Source organism: Micromonospora avicenniae (assembly GCF_900156065.1).
In the GTDB taxonomy this organism is placed as follows: domain Bacteria; phylum Actinomycetota; class Actinomycetes; order Mycobacteriales; family Micromonosporaceae; genus Micromonospora; species Micromonospora avicenniae.
The window spans coordinates 202,732-220,856 of record NZ_FTNF01000006.1 but is presented as its reverse complement, the minus strand read 5'-3'; the positions used below and the strand labels follow the sequence as shown (position 1 = coordinate 220,856).

Genomic DNA, 18,125 nt, shown 5'->3' with positions numbered 1-18,125 from the left:
CACGGTCCCGGTCGCCCGGCCCGGCGGCATCTGCTCAGGGGGCGTCAGCGCAGACCGACGCCCCGGGCGAGGGCGGTGCGGACCAGGCGGTCGACCAGCTTCGGATACTCCAGCCCCGACATCGCCCACATCTTCGGGAACATCGACGACGGCGTGAAGCCCGGCATGGTGTTGACCTCGTTGAGGTAGACGTCCAGTTCCGGGGTGACGAAGAAGTCCGCCCGGGCCAGGCCGGCACAGTCGAGCGCGGTGAAGGAACGCACCGCGTAGTCCTGTATCTCCCGGGTGACCCGCTCGGGCAGGTTGGCCGGGACGTCGTACTCGCAGGACGTCGCCGAGTCGATGTACTTCGCCTGGAAGTCGTAGAACTCGTGGTCGGCGACCAAGCGGACCTCGGCGATCACCGACGCCTCGGGGCTGCCGCCGGCCTCCCCTTCCAGCACGCCGCACTCGACCTCACGGCCGACGATGGCGCTCTCCACGAGCACCTTCGGATCGGTCTCCCGGGCGAGGGCGACCGCCGCGTCCAGGTCGGACCAGTCGCTCACCTTGCTCACGCCGACGGACGACCCGGCCCGGGACGGCTTGACGAAGACCGGCAGGCCCAGCCGTTCCTTGTCGGCGTCACTCAACGTCATCCCGTTGCGCAGCACCGCGTACGGGCCGATCGGGATGCCCTCGGCGGCGCAGAGCTTCTTGGTGAACTCCTTGTCCATGGCGGCGGCCGAGGCGAACACGTTCGCCCCGACGTACGGGATGCCCGCCATCTCCAACATGCCCTGGATGGTGCCGTCCTCGCCGTAGGCGCCGTGCAGAACGGGGAAGACCACATCCACGTCGGCGAGCGCACGGGGACCCTCCACCTGGTCGAGCACCATCAGCCCGCGCCCGGTGGGGTCGGCGCGAAGCACCAGGTCCACGCCGGAGTCCGCGGTGATCTCCGGCAGCTGCCGGGCCCGGATGACGAGCTGGTCCGGCTCGCCGCCGGTGAGCACCCACTGCCCGGCCCGCGTGATGCCCACCGGCACCACCTCGTACTCGTCCGGATCGAGGGCGCTGATCACGCCGCCGGCGCTGACGCAGGAGATGCCGTGCTCCGGGCTGCGACCGCCGAAGACGACGGCCACGCGGGTCTTGCCAGGGGTGCTCACTCCGGTCACCTCTCGGGTCGACGGGCGCTGGTCGCTCAACGGTGACACTACTGTGCGTGGTGGAGGGCTGCGGGCGATACCAGACGAGACGCGGCGACCTTTAGAATCGGTCAGCGGACGCTTACGGTGAGTAATACCCCAGAGCGTCCACCGGCGCCGGCAGCGACCCGCTCTCCGCCTACGAGCAGGAGCCGGCCGACGTCGTCCCGCCGCGCTTCGCCGCTGCCGGCGACGAGCCGGAGCCGGTCGGCGGTGAGCACGACCGGCTGCGGCAGGACGTTCCCGGCCCGGGCGGTGGCGGGCAAGATGGGCGCCAAGTTCGTCTCACCGTCCATCATGGATGCACGGGACATGTGGCCGGACAACTCAGGGGCGGACCTGGCACACCTCTGCGAGACCGCGGCCGAGTACGCGATGGCGGACTCGGTCCGCAGCGGCGAGGTACGCATATCGAGCCCGGCCCGGCATGTGGCCGGCCGGGTCGGCGCCGGTCGCGGTGGCTCCGGTGTGGTCAGTCGCGGGAGCGCCGTCGTCCGACGGCGATCACCTTCACCCGCTGCCGGCCGGCTCGGACCATGCCCAGCGCCATGAAGGCGCCGGCGATCCGCTCGGCCGCCTCGCGGTTGCTGGCGCCGACGACCTGGCGGCGCCGTTCCGGAGAGGTCCGCTCGTTGCGACCGTTCCCCTCGAACGGGCGCACGTCGGTGAGCACCACCAGGAAGCGGGTCATCGCCGACTCCCGGGGTGGTCGGGGTGGACTCGCGGACCGGTATGCACGCTCACTCCCTTCCGGCGGGTGGGAACGGCGCGGCACGCGGCGATCGGGTACGGGGGAGAACCCGACCGCCGCGCGCCCCATCCCCTCCGGTCGCTCACCACCACCGTCGCCACGACAACCGGCGGTGAGGACGCGGTAACAGATTGACAGGTGTACAGGCGTGAATGCAACTCTCACTGGCGTTCTCTCATGTACCGATTCCCAGAGAAATGTGCAACCATCGATGCATGGCTCCGAAGACCGCCCGCGCCCGCCGTCTCGGGCTCGCCCTGCGCACCCACCGGGAGGCAGCCGGCCTGACCCTGGAGACGGCGGCCGACGAAATCAACAGCACCCGTAGCACGCTCTCGCGCTACGAGAACGCTCAGTCACCGGTCAAGCCGGCCACCGTACGCGCCCTGCTCACCCTCTACGGGGTCGCTCCGGAGGAGATCGCCGCAGCCGTGCAGCTCGCCAAGGACGCGCGAAAGCCCGGTTGGTGGGTGTCCTACTCCTACCTCCTGGACCGCCGCACCATCGACTTCATCGCGCTGGAGGCCGAGGCGACCGGCATCGCCAACTTCGAGCCCTCGGTGGTGCCCGGCCTGCTCCAGACCGCCGACTACATCCGCGGCGTGATGCGGGGCGGCCCCCACACCCTCAGCGACGACCAGGTGGAGCAGCGGGTCAAGCTGCGCCTCGACCGTCAGCAACGGCTCACCGGAGACGCCCCGCCGATCCTCGACGCCGTCATCGACGAAGGCGCGCTGCTGCGACCGGTCGGCGACCGGGCGGCGATGGAGGGCCAGCTGCGGCACCTGGTGAAGATGGCAGAGCTGCCGAACATCACCGTCCAGGTGATCCCACTCGCCGCCGGCTACCACCGGGGCACCCGAGGGTCGCTGCACATCCTGGAGTTCGCCGACCCCGAGGACCCGATCATCGCCTCGGTGGAGACGGTGGCCGGTCAGATGATCCTCGACGGTCCCGGTGACCTGCGCACCTGCACCAAGATCATGGAACACCTGCGGACCGTCGCGCTCAGCCCGGCGGACAGCCGCGACAAACTTCTCGACCTCCTGAAGGGACGGTAGGACGGATGACACCGACGATCAGCGCGGCCCTGGCCGCGGCCGCCTGGCGCAAGAGCAGCCGCAGTGGCGACGAAGGCGCCTGCGTGGAGGTGGCCTTGATCCCCGACCTTGTTGCGGTACGCGACTCCAAGGATCCGCACGGCCCGGCGCTGCTCTTCACACCGGCGGCCTGGGCCGCGTTCGCCCAGGCACCGCCACAGCCCTGATCTCCGACGTCCGGCTGCCGGTGGGTGGTGGCCGGAAGCGCGGACCCGGCCGGCCACCCGTGGGCGGTGGCCGGCCGGCACGCGCTCAGGTCATCACCGGCCGGGGCGCCGACCCGCCGCGCAGCGCCTCCAACGCGGCGATGGCCACGCCACGCGCGCCGGCCATGTCCCGGTCCGGCACCAGGGCGAAGGCGGCGACCGCAGCCTGCTCCTCGCGCAGCGTGGTGTGCTCGCGGACGGTCGCCAGGAACCAGTCGCGGAACTCCGGCGCCGCCTCGACCACCCCGCCACCGACGAAGTACGCGTGCGGGTCGGTGAAGTTGGCGGCGATGGTGAACAGCCGGCCGATGGCCGCCGCCTGCTGGGTGAAGATGGCGCGGGCCAGTTCGTCGCCCCGCTCGCCGTAGCCGCGCACCAGACGTGCCGCCCGGGCCGGCGACTCGGCGGCCAGCGGGTGGTCCGGGTAGCGGCCCAGCCAGTACGGCAACAGGTTGCGCTCGATGGCGGTCAGCGAGGCGACGCTCTCCACGTCCCCGGCGAACCCGCAGGCACAGGCCGGCACGGGCTGGTCCGGGGCGAGCAGGTCGGTGAGCGGGATGTGCACGTGACCCAGTTCGCCCGCCATCCCGGCCGCCCCGGAGACCACCCGGCCGTTCTCCACCACACCACCACCGAGACCGGTGCCGACGATCGCGGAGACCGACGACCGGACCATCGCGTCGGCTCCGAAGTGGACGTGGTGGGCGTAGAGCGCGGCCGCGTTGCCGTCGTTGTGATAGGTCACCGGCAGTTCGAGTCTCCGTTCGAGCGCACCGCGCACGTCGAAGCCCCGCCAGGCCGGTTCGGAGAAGTTGGTCGAGCCACGTGAGGAGATCACCCCGGCGGCGCTCGCCGGGCCGGGAGTGTCCAGCCCCACCGCGCGTACCAGCTCACGCGGCACACCGGTGTGGGCCAGGACGCCGTCCAGCGCGCGGGCCAGCGCGTCGATCGCCGCCTCCGGCCCGGCGTGCACCTCGCTCGGGATCTCCACCAGCTCGTCCACCAGGAACCGACCGTCCACCGTCAGGACTGTGGCGTTGTTGCTGCTCCCACCGTTGTCCAGCCCGACCACCACCGGCACCCCTGCGCTGCCCACGCCCACCCCTCCCCCAGCGAACCTGATCAGAGGCTAGTTCGATCTCCATCGGCCCACCAGGCTCCCGGCGGCCCGTGGTCGCATCGGTTGACCGGAACACCCCGCCCGGAACGAGTGCGGGCTCAGGCCGGGCGGCGACCGGTGACCGCAGTGGCGTCCAGTTCCTCGTCGTGCCGTACCCGGGGCACCAGCCCGGCCGCGGTGAACGCCGCGCTCAGCGCGTCGATCTGCCGCTCGGACGCCTCCACGACCAGGTGGCCACCGGGCGCGAGCCAGTGGGCCGCACCGGCGGCCACCCGGCGCAACACGGACAGCCCGTCCGGACCACCGTCGAGCGCCACCGGCACCTCGTGCAGACGCGCTTCCTGCGGCATCAGCGCCACCGCCGCCGTCGGCACGTACGGGGCGTTGGCGACGACCAGGTCCAACCGGCCCCGCCACTGCTGCGGCAGCGGTGCGAACAGATCGCCCTCGAACACCGGGGCGGCCAGGCCCGCGAGGTTACGCCGGGCGCAGGCCACCGACGCCGGGTCGATGTCGGCGGCGGCCAGCCAACGCGGTGCGAGCCGCCGCGCCAGCGCGAGCGTGGTCGCGCCCGAGCCGCAACAGAGGTCCGCCACGGCCGGGGACGGGCCGGCGAGCTCCGCCGCGACCTCCACCAACAGGGCGGTACGCCGGCGGGGCACGAACACCCCCGGGTCGACGGCGATCCGCAGCCCGCAGAACTCGGCCCAGCCGAGCAGGTACTCCAACGGTTCACCGGCGATCCGGCGTTCGACGAGGCCGGCCAACGCCTCCGGGGAATCGGCGGCGTCGAGCAGCAGTTCCGCCTCGTCCTCGGCGAAGACGCAACCGGCGGCACGTAGCTGCCGCACCAGGGCGGAACGATCGATGTGGGACGGCACGGTCATGGCAAACCTCCGGGGATGCTCGTCGGCGCCCCCGGTGGCCGCTATCGGCGCGGCCTGGACTCGGAGGGGAGCGCCGGTCCTGCTGTCGGTCGGATCGGACTCACCTCCTCAGATCGGGGGCCCGGCACCGGGCCACCCGGAACCATAACCCGCCGCGGCGGCGATCAGTTGATCGGGCCGGCGGCGTCCAGCGCGGCGGCGATGTCGGCCACCAGATCGGCGGTGTCCTCCACCCCGCAGGAGAGGCGGACGAAGCCCGCGGAGGTGTCGTCCCCCCACTGGGCCCGCCGGTCCACGGTCGTGTGCAGGCCGCCGAAGGAGGTGGCCGCGACGACCAGCCGGGCGGCGTCGATGAACCGGGCGACCCGGTCGGCGTCACCGAGATCGAAGGAGAGCACCCCCGGCATGCGGCGCATCTGCGTCGACGCCACCGGGTATGCCGGGTCTTCCGGCCGGCCCGGCCAGCGCAGGCCGGTCACGTCCGCGCGGCCGGCGAGCAGCGCGGCGATCGCCTCGGCGTTGGCGGACTGCCGGCCCAGCCGCAGGTCCATGGTCGCCAGCGACCGGTGCGCCAGCCACGCGTCGAACGCGCCCGGGACCGCCCCGGTGGCGTTGCGCCAGAGCGTGACCGCCTCGATCAGCTCCGCCGACCGGCTGGCCACGTAGCCGAGCAGCAGGTCGGAGTGGCCGGTGAGCGCCTTAGTGCCCGAGGCGACCACCAGGTCCGCGCCGAGGTCCAACGGTCGCTGGCCGAGCGGGGTGGCGGTGGTGTTGTCCACCGCGAGCAGCGCGCCCGCCGCGTGTGCCAGGTCGGCCAGCGCGGCCACGTCGACCACGTCCAGCCCCGGGTTCGCGGGGGTCTCCACCAGCACCAGCCGGACCCCCTCCAACGTCGGGTACGGCCCGACCGTCGGCACGAAGACCACCCGTACGCCCATCGGCTCCAGCGTGTCCGTGGCGAAGGCCCGGACCGGGAAGTACCCGTCGGCGGGGAGCAGCACCGTGTCACCCGGACGCAGCACGGTTAGCAGCAGACCGGTGATCGCCGCCTGCCCGCTGGCGAAGACCCGGCAGTCACCGCCCTCCAACTCCCCGACCGCGGCCTCCAGCAGCCGCCGGGTCGGGTTGTCGGGGCGGCCGTAACCGTTCGCCGCGCCCGCCGGCCCCTGCCACGGGTCGAGGTGGTACGGCGCGGCGAAGACCGGGCCGGGCAGGAAGGGCTGCCCCGGCGCCGGCTCGGGCAGGCCCGCGTGCACGCAGCGGGTACCGTCCCCCAACTCGCTCATTCGGTCCTCACTCATACGACTCGGGCTTGGCGGTACGGCTCATCAGCGTGTCGACCGCGATCCGGGGGTCCATCCCCTCGTGGCAGATCCGCTCGACCTGCTCGGTGATCGGCATCTCCACGCCGTGCGCCCGGGCCAGGTCACGGATCGAGAGGCAGCTCTTCACACCCTCGGCGGTCTGCCGGGTGGCGGTCTGCGCCTGCTCCATCGTCTCGCCCCGCCCCAGGTGCTCACCGAAGGTGCGGTTGCGAGCCAACGGCGAGGAGCAGGAGGCGACCAGGTCGCCCATGCCGGCGAGGCCGGCGAAGGTGATCGGGTCCGCGCCGAGCGCAACGCCCAGGCGGGCGGTCTCGGCCAGGCCCCGGGTCATCAGCATCGCCCGGGTGTTGTCGCCGAAGCCCATCGCGGTGGCGATCCCGTACGCCAGGGCGATCACGTTCTTGACCGCCCCGCCCAGCTCGCAGCCGATCACGTCGTCGTTCGTGTACGGGCGGAGGTACGGCGTCCGGATCGACGACTGCACGAGCGCCGTCCGCCGGCTGTCCGTACCGGCCACCACGGTCGCGGCCGGCTGCTCGGCGGCGATCTCCGGAGCCAGGTTCGGACCGGAGACGACCACGACCCGATGCGCCGCCACCCCGGCGGCCTCGACGATCACCTCACTCATCCGCTTGGTGGTGCCGAGTTCGATGCCCTTCATCAACGACACCAGCGTGGCGTCCGGGTGTACGTGCCCGGCCCACTCGGCGAGGTTGGCGCGCAACGTCTGCGAGGGCACGGCCAGCACCACCAGCTCGGCACCGGTGATCGCTTCGGCGGCGTCGGTGGTCGCGGTAACGTGCCCCGGCAAGACCAGGTGCGGCAGGTACTCCGGGTTGCGCCGCTCGGCCCGCAGGGTGTCGGCGACCGGCTGCCGCCGTGCCCAGATGGTCACCTCCCGGCCGGCATCGGCGAGGATCTTGGCGAACGCGGTGCCCCAGGAGCCGGCACCGAGCACCGCGACGTGTCCGCTCCGCTCGCTCACGCCGCCGCTCCGCTCCGCTTCGCGGCGGCGCGAGGCGCCCCGCTGCTGTGCTTGATGGTTCGCTCGCTCACGCCGACTCGCCCTGCTGCTGGCGCTGCGAACGGTTCGATCGCTCCCAGAGCGGCGGGGGTGTGCCGCCGCGGACCTCGGCGAGCATGTCCCGCAGCCGCAGCATGATCGTGTCGCTGACCTCTTCGAGGACGACCCGCCCGGGGGCCGCGCCCGCCCACCGGCTCAGGTCGATCGGCGGGCCTGCCACCACGGTCACCGGGATCCGCGGGCGCAGGCTGAGCCGCTTCGTCCGCGGGTCGAAGATCCGCTCCGGACCCCACATCGCGACCGGGACGACCGGGGCGCCGGTGGCCAGCGCCAGCCGCGCGGCGCCGGTCTTGCCCCGCATCGGCCACAGGTCCGGTTCCCGGCTGGTGGTGCCCTCCGGGTAGATCACCACGGCGTCGCCGGCCTGGACCGCCTTCACCAGCGTCGCGAGCGACCGGGCTGCGTCGACGGTGCCCCGCTCCACCGGGATCTGGCGGCAACGGTGCAGGATCCACCCCAGCACCGGCACCCGGAACAGGCTCGCCTTCGCCAGGTACTGCGGCCAGCGGCCCGCGTCGAAGATGAAGTGCGCGGAGACGAGCGGGTCGGCGTGCGACAGGTGATTCGCCACGATGATCACGCCGCCGTCCTGGGGCAGGTGTTCCATGCCCTGCCAGGTCCGCCGGGTCCACACCGACATGATCGGCTTCACCAGCATCGCGGCCAACCGTGGCCAGAATCCCAGTCTCCGCCGTGCCACCGCGCCTCCTCGTGCCGCTCGGGGTCCGCGCACCGGACCGCCGGCGCTCCCCGCAGCGGAAATCATGCCTGCTCGCCCATGGTGCGGGCCAGCGAGGGTACCGACGACCAGCTGGCAGGATTGTGGCGTGAGTCAGCCGAGGTGGGCCGTGGTGGTGCCGGCGAAGCGCCTGACGGCGGCGAAGAGTCGCCTGCGTGGAGCGCTGCCGGGCGTACCCCACGAGGAGTTGGCGTTGGCCCTGGCGGCCGACACGGTCCGCGCGGTGCGGGCCTGCCCGGTGGTCGCCGACGTGCTCCTCGTCACCGACGACGCGCGGATCGGCGCCGTGGCCCGGGACCTCGGGGCCCGGGTGCTGCCGGATCTGCCCGCCGCCGGGCTGAACGCGGCCTTCCGGCACGGCGCGGACGCCGCGGGTGCCGGCTGGGTGGCCGGCCTCACCGCGGACCTGCCGGCGCTGCGCCCCGCCGACCTGGCCGACGCGCTACATGCCGCCGAGGAGGGCCCGGCGGTACGGCGGTACGTGGCCGACGCCCCGGGCGACGGGACGGTGCTGCTCACCAGGCCGCCGGGGGTGGCGCTGCGACCCCACTTCGGGGCGCGCTCGGCGGCGGCGCACGCCGCGAGCGGGGCGCTGCCGTTGACAGGCGTTTGGCCGAGTCTGCGGCGCGACGTGGACACGGCGGCGGACCTGACCGCCGCCGCCCGGCTCGGGTTGGGGCCGTACACCGCCGCGCTCACCGTCGACCGGGCCGCCGCACCGGGCTGAGCCGGCCCGCCGGTGTACGGTGCTCGCATGCAGGGCACGGTGGCCACCTACGACGCGGCGACCCGCAGCGGCGTGCTGCTCCTCGACGACGGCACCGAGCTGCCCTTCCCGGCCCGCGCCTTCGACGCCTCCGGGCTGCGCCTGCTCCGTCTGGGCCAGCGGGTACGGGTGGAGACCGACGCGGCCGGCGAGGTGCTCCGGGTGACGTTGCCGACGATGATCTGACCAGTCGGCTCGAAGTTCATTTTGCGTTCACCCGTATCGGGTGATTATGGGCGGGTGAGCACCCCTCGCGAGGATCCCGCCCAGCCCACCACCGAAGAGTCAGCGGCCCGTAACGGCAACCGGCGGCGCGGCACCGACGGCCGCTTCCGCGCCGACCGTCCGACCGAGCACGCCCGCGCTCGAACTCCCGAGGCCGACGCGGCGGCCGCCTCCAGTGGATTGGAGGAGGTGCTCGACCCGGTCGCCGAGGCCGGACCGGTGAACCCGCGCCCCGGGGCGGCCACTGCCCGCGAGGACCCGCCGGAGGCTGCGCCGCTGCCCGAGGACCGGTTCCTCAACCGGGAACTCTCCTGGCTCGACTTCAACGCGCGGGTGCTCGCCCTCGCCGAGGACCCGCGCACCCCGCTGCTGGAACGGGCCAAGTTCCTGGCCATCTTCGCCAGCAATCTGGACGAGTTCTACATGGTCCGGGTCGCCGGACTGAAGCGCCGCCTGCAGGCCGGGCTGCCGGTTCGCGGCGGGGACCGGATGCCCCTGCGCACCCAGCTGGGTCTGATCGCCGAGAAGAGCGCCGCCCTGGCGGCCCGGCACGCCGCGACCTTCGTCGAGGACGTGCTCCCGCAGCTCGCGGCCGAGGACATCCGCATAATGCGCTGGGCCGAACTGGACGACGCCGAGCGGGAGCGGCTGCGCGCGTACTTCCGTGAGCAGATCTTCCCGGTGCTCACGCCGCTGGCGGTCGACCCGGCGCACCCGTTCCCGTACATCTCGGGGCGGTCACTCAACCTGGCCGTGGCGGTACGCGATCCCGACGGCGGGTCGGAGCTCTTCGCCCGGGTGAAGGTGCCCAACAACGTGCCCCGCTTCGTCCGGGTACAGCGCGGCCTGCCCGGCGTGCGGATGCTGCCGGTGGAGGACCTGATCTCGGTGCACCTCGGCCAGCTCTTCTCGGGCATGCAGGTGGTCGAGTGCCACCTGTTCCGGGTCACCCGCAACGCCGAGGTGGAGGTCGACGAGGACCGGGACGAGGATCTGCTCCAGGCGCTGGAGCGGGAGCTGGCCCGGCGACGGTTCGGCCCGCCGGTACGGCTGGAGGTGGCCGCCTCGATCACCGACTACATGCTCGATCTGCTCGTCCGCGAACTCGACATGGACGACCAGGACGTGCTGCGGGTGCCCGGCCTGCTCGACCTTTCCGCACTCTGGCAGCTCTACGAGGAGGCGGACCGGCCGGACCTGAAGGACAAGCCGTTCGTACCGGCCACCCACCCACGGCTCACCGAAGGCGAGGTGCCGCGCAGCGTGTTCGCCACGCTGCGCGACGGGGACATCCTGGTGCACCACCCGTACCACTCGTTCGCCACCAGCGTGCAGCGCTTCATCGAGCAGGCCGCCGCCGACCCGAACGTGCTGGCCATCAAGCAAACCCTCTACCGCACCAGTGGCGACTCCCCCATCGTCGACGCCCTGGTCGACGCCGCCGCAGCGGGCAAGCAGGTGGTGGTGCTGGTGGAGCTGAAGGCCCGCTTCGACGAGGTGGCGAACATCGGCTGGGCCCGGACGCTGGAACGGGCCGGCTGCCACGTCGTGTACGGCCTGGTGGGGCTGAAGACGCACTGCAAGACCGCGTTGGTGGTGCGGCAGGAGGGCAACCAGATCCGCCGGTACTGCCACATCGGCACCGGCAACTACCACCCGAAGACGGCCCGGCTCTACGAGGACTTCGGGATGCTCACCGCCGACCCGGAGATCGGCGCCGACCTGACCGACCTCTTCAACGTCCTCACCGGCTACAGCCGGCAGACCGCGTACCGCCGGCTGTTGGTGGCGCCGCAGGGCATCCGCAGCGGCCTCGTCGAGCGGATCGAACGGGAGATCGCCCACGTCCGGCTGGGCATGCCCGGCCTGGTCCAGTTCAAGGTGAACTCGCTGGTCGACGAGGCCGTCACCGACGCGCTCTACCGCGCCTCGCAGGCCGGCGTCCACGTCGACCTGCTGATCCGCGGGATGTGCACGCTGCGGCCTGGGGTGCCGGGGCTGTCGGAGAACATCCGGGTCCGTTCGATCCTCGGCCGTTTCCTGGAGCACTCCCGGATCTTCCGGTTCGGCAACAACGGCGACGCCGAGTTCTGGATCGGTTCGGCCGACCTGATGCACCGGAACCTGGACCGGCGGGTCGAGGCGCTGGTGAAGGTCACCGACCCGGTCGCCCGGGCCGAACTGGACCACGTGCTCTCCGCCGCGATGAGCCCCGACGTGGAGGCGTTCGAGCTGGCCGAGGACGGCACCTGGACGCGCCGGCCCGGAACCGGGGAGGAACCGTTGACCCATCTTCAGGGACTGCTGCTGACCCGGGCCGGTGGCACCCCGGGCTGACGGCCACGGCCTAGGCTGACGGGGTGAGGCGAGAGCGACGCGGAGACGCGACGGGCGGGCGCCGTACGCCGTCCCTGCCGCCGGTCGTCGCTTCGCGGATACCGCCGCAGGCTGGGTCCACCCGAGCCGGGCTGCCGCGATGACCGGGATCCGCGCGGCCGGTGGGGTCCCGTGGCGACCTGGTGCCGGCGGAATCGAGGTGTGCGTCGTCCACCGGCCCCGCTACGGGGACTGGACGCTGCCGAAGGGCAAGCTGGAACCGGCGGAGCACCCGCTGGTCGCCGCCGTTCGCGAGGTGGCCGAGGAGTCCGACGTGCGGGGGGTACCTCAGGTCCGGCTGCCGTCCGCGCACTATCGCAGTGAGGGGCACCCGAAGGTCGTCGACTACTGGTCGATGCGGGCGGTGGCCAGCGGCGGCTTCCAGCCCGACACCGAGGTCGACGAGGTGCGCTGGCTTCCCGTGGACGACGCGGCCCGGTTGGTCAGCTATCCGCACGACGCCGAGGTGCTCGCCGCGTTCGCGGCACTTCCCCCGGTTACCGCGACCCTGCTGGTGGTCCGGCACGGCCACGCCGGTACGCGGGGCACCGGAACCGGCCCGGACACCGCACGGCCGCTGGACTCCGAGGGCTGGGCGCAGGCGTACGCGTTGGCCGAACTGGTGGCGCTGATCCGCCCGCAACGGCTGCTCTCCGCCTCGCCGCGACGATGCGTGCAGACCCTCGACCCGGCCGCTGCCCGCCTGGACCTGCCGATCGAGGTCTGCAGCGACCTGGACGAGCCGCGAGCGGGCCAGCAGCCCGATGAGCGGGCCCTCGCCCTCGCCGCCTGCCTGCTGGGCCTGGCCGGCGCCGGCGGTAGTGCGGCGGTGTGCAGCCAGGGCAAGGTGATTCCAAGGGCGCTGGAACAGCTCACCGGCCGCGTCGGGGAGGACTTCAACACTCCGAAGGGCGGGGGCTGGCTGCTGGCGTTCACCGGCGACACCCTGCTCACCGCCGAGCGCCTCTGACGTCCCGACACCCGGTCGCGGTCACGGCGGCTCCACCGCCCGGTCGCCACGGGCCGGTCAACTCCAGCTCATTGAACGCGTGGTGTCGCACGGCCCGGGACACCGCGACATCAGGCAACCCGAGTCGACCGCCAGGGTCGCCGTGCCGAAAGGCGCCCACCAGTGGGTCGGAGCCCGTACACGTCGAAGGGCGCCCACCACCTGGTGGACGCCCTTCGAGCCGACCGGTCAGCGCCGGGTGGCTGCCTTCTTGGCCGGGGCCTTCTTGGCCGCCGTCTTCTTCGCCGGCGCCTTCTTCGCCGCCGTGGTCTTGGCCGTCGCGGTGGTCTTCTTCGCCGCGGCGGTCCGGCCCGCCGCCGCGGTCTTCCGCGCCGGAGCGGCCTTCTTGGTCGCCGCCGCCTTGGTCGCCGCAGTGGTCTTGGTCGCCGCAGTGGTCTTGGTCGCCTTGGTCGCGGCCTTCTTCGCCGCCGTGGTCTTCTGCGCGGTCGCCGTGGCCTTGGTGCCGGTCGCCTTGGCACGAGTGGCTTTGGCGCCGGTGGTCTTGGCGGCCGCGGTGGTCTTCTTCGCCGCAGCCGTGGCCTTCGGCACCTTGCCGCTGGCCACCATCTCCTTGAAACCGGCGCCGGCGCGGAAGGTCGGGACGGATGTCTTCTTGACCTTCACCGCCTCACCGGTCCGAGGGTTCCGGGCTGTTCGCGCGCCCCGTACACGCTTTTCGAACGCTCCGAATCCGGTGATCGCCACCTTCTCGCCCTTGGTGACCGCCGCCTGGACCTCAGCGAGGACCGCGTCGAGCGCGGCCGTCGCCATCTTCCGGTCTCCCAGGCGAACGGCGAGCGCCTCGATGAGCTCGGCCTTGTTCACGACTTCCTCCCGATTGTGCAACTGACTCGACGCGAGCCATTCTGCGCGCACGGTATGCCCTGTGCTGCCGGGACACAAACATTCGGTCGAAAAAAGCCCTTGTGTCGCAACGAATTCGCCCCCACCGGCCGGGCCGGTGGGGGCGAATCGCTTCTACGCCGCAGATCTACGGCCGCGCGACGGACGGCAGGAACGGCGGTCGGGACGCCTCGTAGGCACCGATCTCGGCCTCGTGGCGGAGGGTGAGTCCAATGTCATCCAAGCCCTCCATCAACCGCCAGCGGCTGAAGTCGTCGAGCGGGAACGACCAGGTGGCATCCCCGGCGCGAACCTCACGGGTGGTCAGATCGACGGTGACCGGGGTGCGCGGGTCGGATTCGACGCGATCCCACAGCTCTTCGACCGCTTTCAATTCCAACTCGACCGGCAAGAGCCCCTCCTTCAGGGCGTTGCCGCGGAAGATGTCACCGAAGCGCGGGGAGATCACCGCACGGAACCCCCAGTCCCGCAGCGCCCAGACCGCGTGCTCCCGAGAGGACCCGGTGCCGAACTCCGGGCCGGCCAGGAGAATCGACGCACCAGAATACGTTGGATCGTTGAGCACGAATGTGGGATCCTCCCGCCACGCGCTGAAGAGCCCGTCGGCGAAACCGGTCCGGGTCACCCGCTTGAGGTACACGGCCGGAATGATCTGATCGGTATCCACATTGGAACGGCGCAGCGGAGCGGCGGTGCCGGTGTGGGTGGTGAAGCTCTCCATCAGCGGTGACCCCTTACAGATCGGCGGGTGCGGCCAGCCGACCCACCACGGCGGTGGCGGCGGCGACCGGCGGGGAGACCAGGTGGGTGCGTCCGCCCCGGCCCTGGCGGCCCTCGAAGTTGCGGTTGGAGGTGGAGGCGGAGCGCTCGCCCGGCTTGAGGGTGTCCGGGTTCATGCCGAGGCACATGGAGCAGCCCGCGAAGCGCCACTCGGCGCCGGCGTCGGCGAAGACCTTGTCGAGCCCCTCCGTCTCGGCCGCCTCCCGGACGGCGGCGGAACCGGGCACCACGAGCATGCGTACGCCGTCGGCGACCTTCCGCCCGCGCAGCACCTCGGCGGCGGCGCGCAGGTCCTCGAGCCGGCCATTGGTGCAGGAGCCGACGAACACCACGTCGATCGGCAGGTCCCGCAGCGCGGTACCGGGGCGCAGGTCCATGTACTCCAGCGCCCGCCGGGCGGCGGCCCGCTCGGACTCCGTGACGAACTGCTCCGGATCCGGGACCCGTTCGCTCAGCGGGGCACCCTGGCCCGGGTTGGTGCCCCAGGTGACGAACGGAGTCACCCGGCTGGCGTCCAGGGTCACCTCGGCATCGAAGGTCGCCCCCTCGTCGGTGGGCAGCGTCCGCCAGTACGCGACCGCCGCGTCCCAGTCGGCGCCCTGCGGGGCGTTGGGCCGCCCCTTGAGGTACGCGAACATCGTCTCGTCCGGCGCGATCATGCCGGCCTTGGCGCCCCACTCGATGGACATGTTGGCCACGGTCATCCGCCCTTCCATGGAGAGGGCGCGGATGGCCTCGCCGCGGTACTCGACGACGTGCCCGCGGCCGCCACCGGTGCCCACCTGCGCGATCAGTGCGAGCACCAGGTCCTTCGCGGTGACCCCGGGGGCGAGCCGGCCGGTCACGTTCACGGCCATCGTCCTGGGCCGGCTCTGCGGCAGCGTCTGGGTGGCCAGGACGTGCTCGACCTCGCTGGTGCCGATACCGAAGGCGAGCGCGCCGAAGGCGCCGTGGGTGGCGGTGTGCGAGTCGCCGCAGACGATGGTCATGCCGGGCTGGGTGAGCCCGAGCTGCGGACCGATGACGTGCACGATGCCCTGGTTCTCGTCGCCGAGCGGGTGCAGCCGGACACCGAACTCGACGCAGTTGGCGCGCAAGGTCTCCAGCTGCGTACGCGAGGTCGGGTCGGCCACGGTGAGCAGATCGCCGCGCCGCTGGCGGAACGCCGGATCGGCGTACCCGGTGGGTGTGTTGTGGTCCTCGGTCGCGATCGTCAGGTCGGTACGGCGCACCCGGCGGCCGGCGAGCCGCAGCCCGTCGAACGCCTGCGGGCTCGTCACCTCGTGCAGGAGGTGCAGGTCGATGTAGAGCAGATCCGGCTCACCGGCGGCGGCTCGTACGACGTGCGCGTCCCAGACCTTCTCGGCCAGGGTCCTCGGCTCAGCAGTGACTCCCACCATCTGGACATCCTAAATTCTGGGAGGTAAGTTTCGGCTTGTGGGACACAGTATGAGTGGTGTCGGCGTTCTCGACAAGGCGGTGGTCATCCTGGCCGCCTGCGTGGACGGCGCCAGCCTGGCCGAACTCGTCGAACGCACGAAGCTCCCCCGGGCCACCGCGCACCGGCTCGCACAAGCGCTCGAGATCCACCGGATGTTGGTCCGGGACACCCAGGGCCGGTGGCGGCCGGGGCCCCGGCTGGGCGAGCTGGCGAACGCCGCGCCCGACGTACTGCTGACCGCGGCAGAGCCGCTGCTGTCCGCGCTGCGCGACGCCACCGGTGAGAGCGCACAGCTCTACCTGCGCCGGGCGGACGAGCGGATCTGTGTGGCCGCCGCCGAGCGGGCCAGCGGGCTGCGCGACACCGTCCCGGTCGGATCGGTGCTGCCCATGACGGCAGGTTCGGCCGCCCAGATCCTGCTCGCCTGGGAGCCGCCGGAGGCGGTGATGCCGCTGCTGCCCCGGGCCAAGTTCACCGGACGCACCCTGGCCGAGGTACGCCGGCGGGGCTGGGCGCAGAGCGTCGCCGAACGGGAGGCCGGCGTGGCGAGCGTCTCGGCGCCGATCCGCGACCGCACCGGGCGGGTGATCGCCGCGATCAGCATCTCCGGCCCGATCGAACGCCTCGGCCGCCGTCCGGGCGAACGCCACGCGATGGCCGTCGTCCGCGCCGGCCAACGCCTCTCCGGCCTCTGACCCCACCCCACCCCGACCCCGTCCCCGCCAGCCGCGTTGATCAAGAGGCTTGCGTCAGGAGCTGGCCCGGATCTGACGCGAACCTCTTGATCAGCGGGCTGGGACTCTGCCGGAAGACGAAACGGCCCGTCTCGCGCAGCGAGACGGGCCGTTGGATGTAGCCCCGACCGGATTCGAACCGGCGCTACCGCCTTGAGAGGGCGGCGTCCTGGGCCGCTAGACGACGGGGCCAGGCACATGTTGTGCGCACCGCCCCGTTGGGCGGTGCCGCTGTAGTTTAGCGGCGCCCCTTCGGAGGGTGTGAACCGGGTCCACGCGGGTACACCCCGCAGAAGCGAAACGGCCCGCCTCGCCGAAACGAGACGGGCCGCACCCGATGTAGCCCCGACCGGATTCGAACCGGCGCTACCGCCTTGAGAGGGCGGCGTCCTGGGCCACTAGACGACGGGGCCAGAACCTTCTTCCCTCACCGCTCCTGCGAGCGGCGCCGCTGAACCCTACCAGACGCCCGATCAGCCCTCGCGGGCCAAATCGCGCACCTCAGAATCCAGCGACCGACATTCTCACGAACATCGGTTGCTGGGGTACCAGGACTCGAACCTAGACTAACTGAACCAGAATCAGTCGGGCTGCCAATTACCCCATACCCCATTGGCCCCTTGCGGCGCCGGGAATGAACTTTACCCTCCCGCCGCCAGCAGGCCAAATCCAACCCCCCAAACCCAGCTTGACCTGCGGTTTCAGGGCGTCGGAGCCGGATCAGGCGACCGGCAGCACCGGGTTGGTGAGCTCGCCGATCCCCTCGATCCGCACCGTGACCGTATCCCCGTCGGTGAGCGGGCTAACCCCGGCCGGCGTGCCGGTGAGAATGACGTCGCCGGGCAGCAGCGTCATCACGTGCGAGATGTACGACACCAGCGCCGGCACGTCGAACACCATGTCCCGGGTACGGCCCAACTGGCGCACCTCCAGCGCGTTCGGGTCCGAACCGACCTCGCACCGGATCTCCAGGTCGGAGACGTCCAGCCCGGTCGTGATCCATGGCCCGATCGGGCAGAACGAGTCGAAGCCCTTCGCCCGGGTCCACTGGCCGTCGGAGCGCTGCAGGTCCCTGGCGGTCACGTCGTTGGCGCAGGTGTAGCCGAAGATGGCCCGTTCGGCGGCCGCCCGGTCGGCCCGACGGGCACCCGTCGCCCCGATCACCACGGCCAGCTCCGCCTCGTGCTCGACCTGCTTGGAGAAGATCGGCAGCCGGATCGCGTCGCGCGGTCCGATCACCGACGTGGACGGCTTGAGGAAGAGCAACGGCTCCTTCGGCACCTCGCTGCCGTGCTCGGCGGCGTGCTCCGCGTAGTTGCGGCCGACGCAGACGACCTTGCTCGGCAGGATCGGCGAGAGCAGCCGCACGTCGGAGAGGGCCCAGCGGGCACCCGTGAACTTGATCTCACCGAAGGGGTGGCCCTCGATCTCCGCGACGGTCAGGCCCTCCAGCCCGGCCGACGTCTCGCCCTCGGCGACTCCGAACGACATTCCCTTGGCATGAGCGAAACGAACGATACGCACCCGG

The 18,125-nt window shown here is 72.0% G+C and carries 20 protein-coding genes and 3 tRNA genes; 8 read left to right on the top strand and 15 right to left on the bottom strand.

What is annotated here, in order from left to right; genetic code table 11:
* Positions 1-44: 44 nt before the first annotated feature.
* Together BXA10_RS12500 and BXA10_RS32130 are read right to left on the bottom strand one after the other, a co-directional pair.
* Positions 45-1,151 carry a D-alanine--D-alanine ligase family protein gene (locus BXA10_RS12500; RefSeq protein WP_076470481.1) on the bottom strand — a complete coding sequence of 369 codons (1,107 nt, stop codon included), beginning with the start codon at positions 1,149-1,151 and terminating at the stop codon, positions 45-47.
* Positions 1,152-1,261: 110 nt separating this feature from the next.
* The gene (locus BXA10_RS32130) at positions 1,262-1,468 is read right to left on the bottom strand and encodes a hypothetical protein (protein ID WP_245828225.1); all 207 of its coding nucleotides are present in this window, start codon (positions 1,466-1,468) and stop codon (positions 1,262-1,264) included.
* Between BXA10_RS32130 and BXA10_RS30850 the strand changes: the two genes are divergently transcribed.
* The gene (locus BXA10_RS30850) at positions 1,458-1,742 is read left to right on the top strand and encodes a hypothetical protein (protein ID WP_245828222.1); all 285 of its coding nucleotides are present in this window, start codon (positions 1,458-1,460) and stop codon (positions 1,740-1,742) included. The genes BXA10_RS32130 and BXA10_RS30850 overlap by 11 nt on opposite strands.
* Here the strand turns inward: BXA10_RS30850 and BXA10_RS12490 are convergent.
* Positions 1,663-1,881, bottom strand: coding sequence for a hypothetical protein (locus BXA10_RS12490; protein ID WP_076470479.1), 219 nt, complete (start codon positions 1,879-1,881; stop codon positions 1,663-1,665). The two genes, BXA10_RS30850 and BXA10_RS12490, sit on opposite strands and share 80 nt — an antisense overlap.
* A 275-nt stretch (positions 1,882-2,156) precedes the next feature.
* Between BXA10_RS12490 and BXA10_RS12485 the strand changes: the two genes are divergently transcribed.
* The gene (locus tag BXA10_RS12485) at positions 2,157-3,002 is read left to right on the top strand and encodes a helix-turn-helix domain-containing protein (protein ID WP_076470478.1); all 846 of its coding nucleotides are present in this window, start codon (positions 2,157-2,159) and stop codon (positions 3,000-3,002) included.
* Positions 3,003-3,007: 5 nt separating this feature from the next.
* Entirely contained in the window at positions 3,008-3,208 is a 201-nt protein-coding gene (locus BXA10_RS12480; RefSeq protein ID WP_076470477.1) for a DUF397 domain-containing protein, read from the top strand.
* Between the two features lie 85 nt (positions 3,209-3,293).
* On the opposite strand, the gene BXA10_RS12475 is transcribed toward BXA10_RS12480, so the two are convergent.
* The 5 genes from BXA10_RS12475 to BXA10_RS12455 all read right to left on the bottom strand — a co-directional run bounded on the left by BXA10_RS12475 (position 3,294) and on the right by BXA10_RS12455 (position 8,363).
* Entirely contained in the window at positions 3,294-4,343 is a 1,050-nt protein-coding gene (locus BXA10_RS12475) for an ROK family protein (RefSeq protein WP_076470579.1), read from the bottom strand.
* Between the two features lie 122 nt (positions 4,344-4,465).
* Positions 4,466-5,254, bottom strand: coding sequence for a putative protein N(5)-glutamine methyltransferase (locus BXA10_RS12470; RefSeq protein WP_076470476.1), 789 nt, complete (start codon positions 5,252-5,254; stop codon positions 4,466-4,468).
* 164 nt (positions 5,255-5,418) lie between these two features.
* Positions 5,419-6,540 carry a cystathionine gamma-lyase gene (locus BXA10_RS12465; protein WP_076470475.1) on the bottom strand — a complete coding sequence of 374 codons (1,122 nt, stop codon included), beginning with the start codon at positions 6,538-6,540 and terminating at the stop codon, positions 5,419-5,421.
* 7 nt (positions 6,541-6,547) lie between these two features.
* Positions 6,548-7,564 carry an NAD(P)H-dependent glycerol-3-phosphate dehydrogenase gene (locus BXA10_RS12460; RefSeq protein WP_076470474.1) on the bottom strand — a complete coding sequence of 339 codons (1,017 nt, stop codon included), beginning with the start codon at positions 7,562-7,564 and terminating at the stop codon, positions 6,548-6,550.
* A 67-nt stretch (positions 7,565-7,631) separates the two neighbouring features.
* Entirely contained in the window at positions 7,632-8,363 is a 732-nt protein-coding gene (locus BXA10_RS12455; RefSeq protein ID WP_076470473.1) for a lysophospholipid acyltransferase family protein, read from the bottom strand.
* Between the two features lie 127 nt (positions 8,364-8,490).
* On the opposite strand from BXA10_RS12455, the gene cofC reads away from it, so the two are divergent.
* From cofC to BXA10_RS12435, 4 genes are all read left to right on the top strand, one after another.
* Positions 8,491-9,129, top strand: coding sequence for a 2-phospho-L-lactate guanylyltransferase (gene cofC / locus BXA10_RS12450; RefSeq protein ID WP_076470472.1), 639 nt, complete (start codon positions 8,491-8,493; stop codon positions 9,127-9,129).
* A 27-nt stretch (positions 9,130-9,156) separates the two neighbouring features.
* Positions 9,157-9,354 (top strand): cold-shock protein, encoded by a 198-nt coding sequence (locus BXA10_RS12445; RefSeq protein WP_076470471.1) that lies wholly within the window; start codon positions 9,157-9,159, stop codon positions 9,352-9,354.
* A gap of 54 nt (positions 9,355-9,408) precedes the next feature.
* Positions 9,409-11,730, top strand: coding sequence for an RNA degradosome polyphosphate kinase (locus tag BXA10_RS12440; protein WP_076470470.1), 2,322 nt, complete (start codon positions 9,409-9,411; stop codon positions 11,728-11,730).
* A 139-nt stretch (positions 11,731-11,869) separates the two neighbouring features.
* Positions 11,870-12,739 carry a bifunctional NUDIX hydrolase/histidine phosphatase family protein gene (locus BXA10_RS12435; protein ID WP_076470469.1) on the top strand — a complete coding sequence of 290 codons (870 nt, stop codon included), beginning with the start codon at positions 11,870-11,872 and terminating at the stop codon, positions 12,737-12,739.
* Positions 12,740-12,967: 228 nt separating this feature from the next.
* On the opposite strand, the gene BXA10_RS12430 is transcribed toward BXA10_RS12435, so the two are convergent.
* The 3 genes from BXA10_RS12430 to leuC form a co-directional block, all read right to left on the bottom strand.
* Positions 12,968-13,603, bottom strand: a complete 636-nt coding sequence (locus tag BXA10_RS12430; RefSeq protein WP_175649188.1) for an HU family DNA-binding protein — start codon at positions 13,601-13,603, stop codon at positions 12,968-12,970.
* Positions 13,604-13,769: 166 nt separating this feature from the next.
* Complete coding sequence (gene leuD, locus BXA10_RS12425) at positions 13,770-14,363, bottom strand: 3-isopropylmalate dehydratase small subunit (RefSeq protein ID WP_076470467.1); 594 nt, start codon at positions 14,361-14,363, stop codon at positions 13,770-13,772.
* 13 nt (positions 14,364-14,376) lie between these two features.
* Positions 14,377-15,822 carry a 3-isopropylmalate dehydratase large subunit gene (gene leuC, locus BXA10_RS12420; RefSeq protein WP_076470466.1) on the bottom strand — a complete coding sequence of 482 codons (1,446 nt, stop codon included), beginning with the start codon at positions 15,820-15,822 and terminating at the stop codon, positions 14,377-14,379.
* A gap of 49 nt (positions 15,823-15,871) precedes the next feature.
* Between leuC and BXA10_RS12415 the strand changes: the two genes are divergently transcribed.
* Positions 15,872-16,558: an IclR family transcriptional regulator gene (locus tag BXA10_RS12415; RefSeq protein ID WP_076470465.1), complete on the top strand. Its 687-nt coding sequence runs from the start codon at positions 15,872-15,874 to the stop codon at positions 16,556-16,558.
* Between the two features lie 158 nt (positions 16,559-16,716).
* Here the strand turns inward: BXA10_RS12415 and BXA10_RS12410 are convergent.
* From BXA10_RS12410 to BXA10_RS12395, 4 genes are all read right to left on the bottom strand, one after another.
* Positions 16,717-16,789: transfer RNA gene (locus BXA10_RS12410), tRNA-Glu, on the bottom strand.
* Between the two features lie 148 nt (positions 16,790-16,937).
* Positions 16,938-17,010 (bottom strand) — tRNA-Glu (locus BXA10_RS12405).
* 127 nt (positions 17,011-17,137) lie between these two features.
* Positions 17,138-17,209: transfer RNA gene (locus BXA10_RS12400), tRNA-Gln, on the bottom strand.
* A gap of 108 nt (positions 17,210-17,317) precedes the next feature.
* A complete protein-coding gene (locus BXA10_RS12395) occupies positions 17,318-18,121 on the bottom strand; it encodes a fumarylacetoacetate hydrolase family protein (RefSeq protein WP_076470464.1) in 804 nt (267 codons plus the stop codon).
* Between the last annotated feature and the right edge of the window lie 4 nt (positions 18,122-18,125).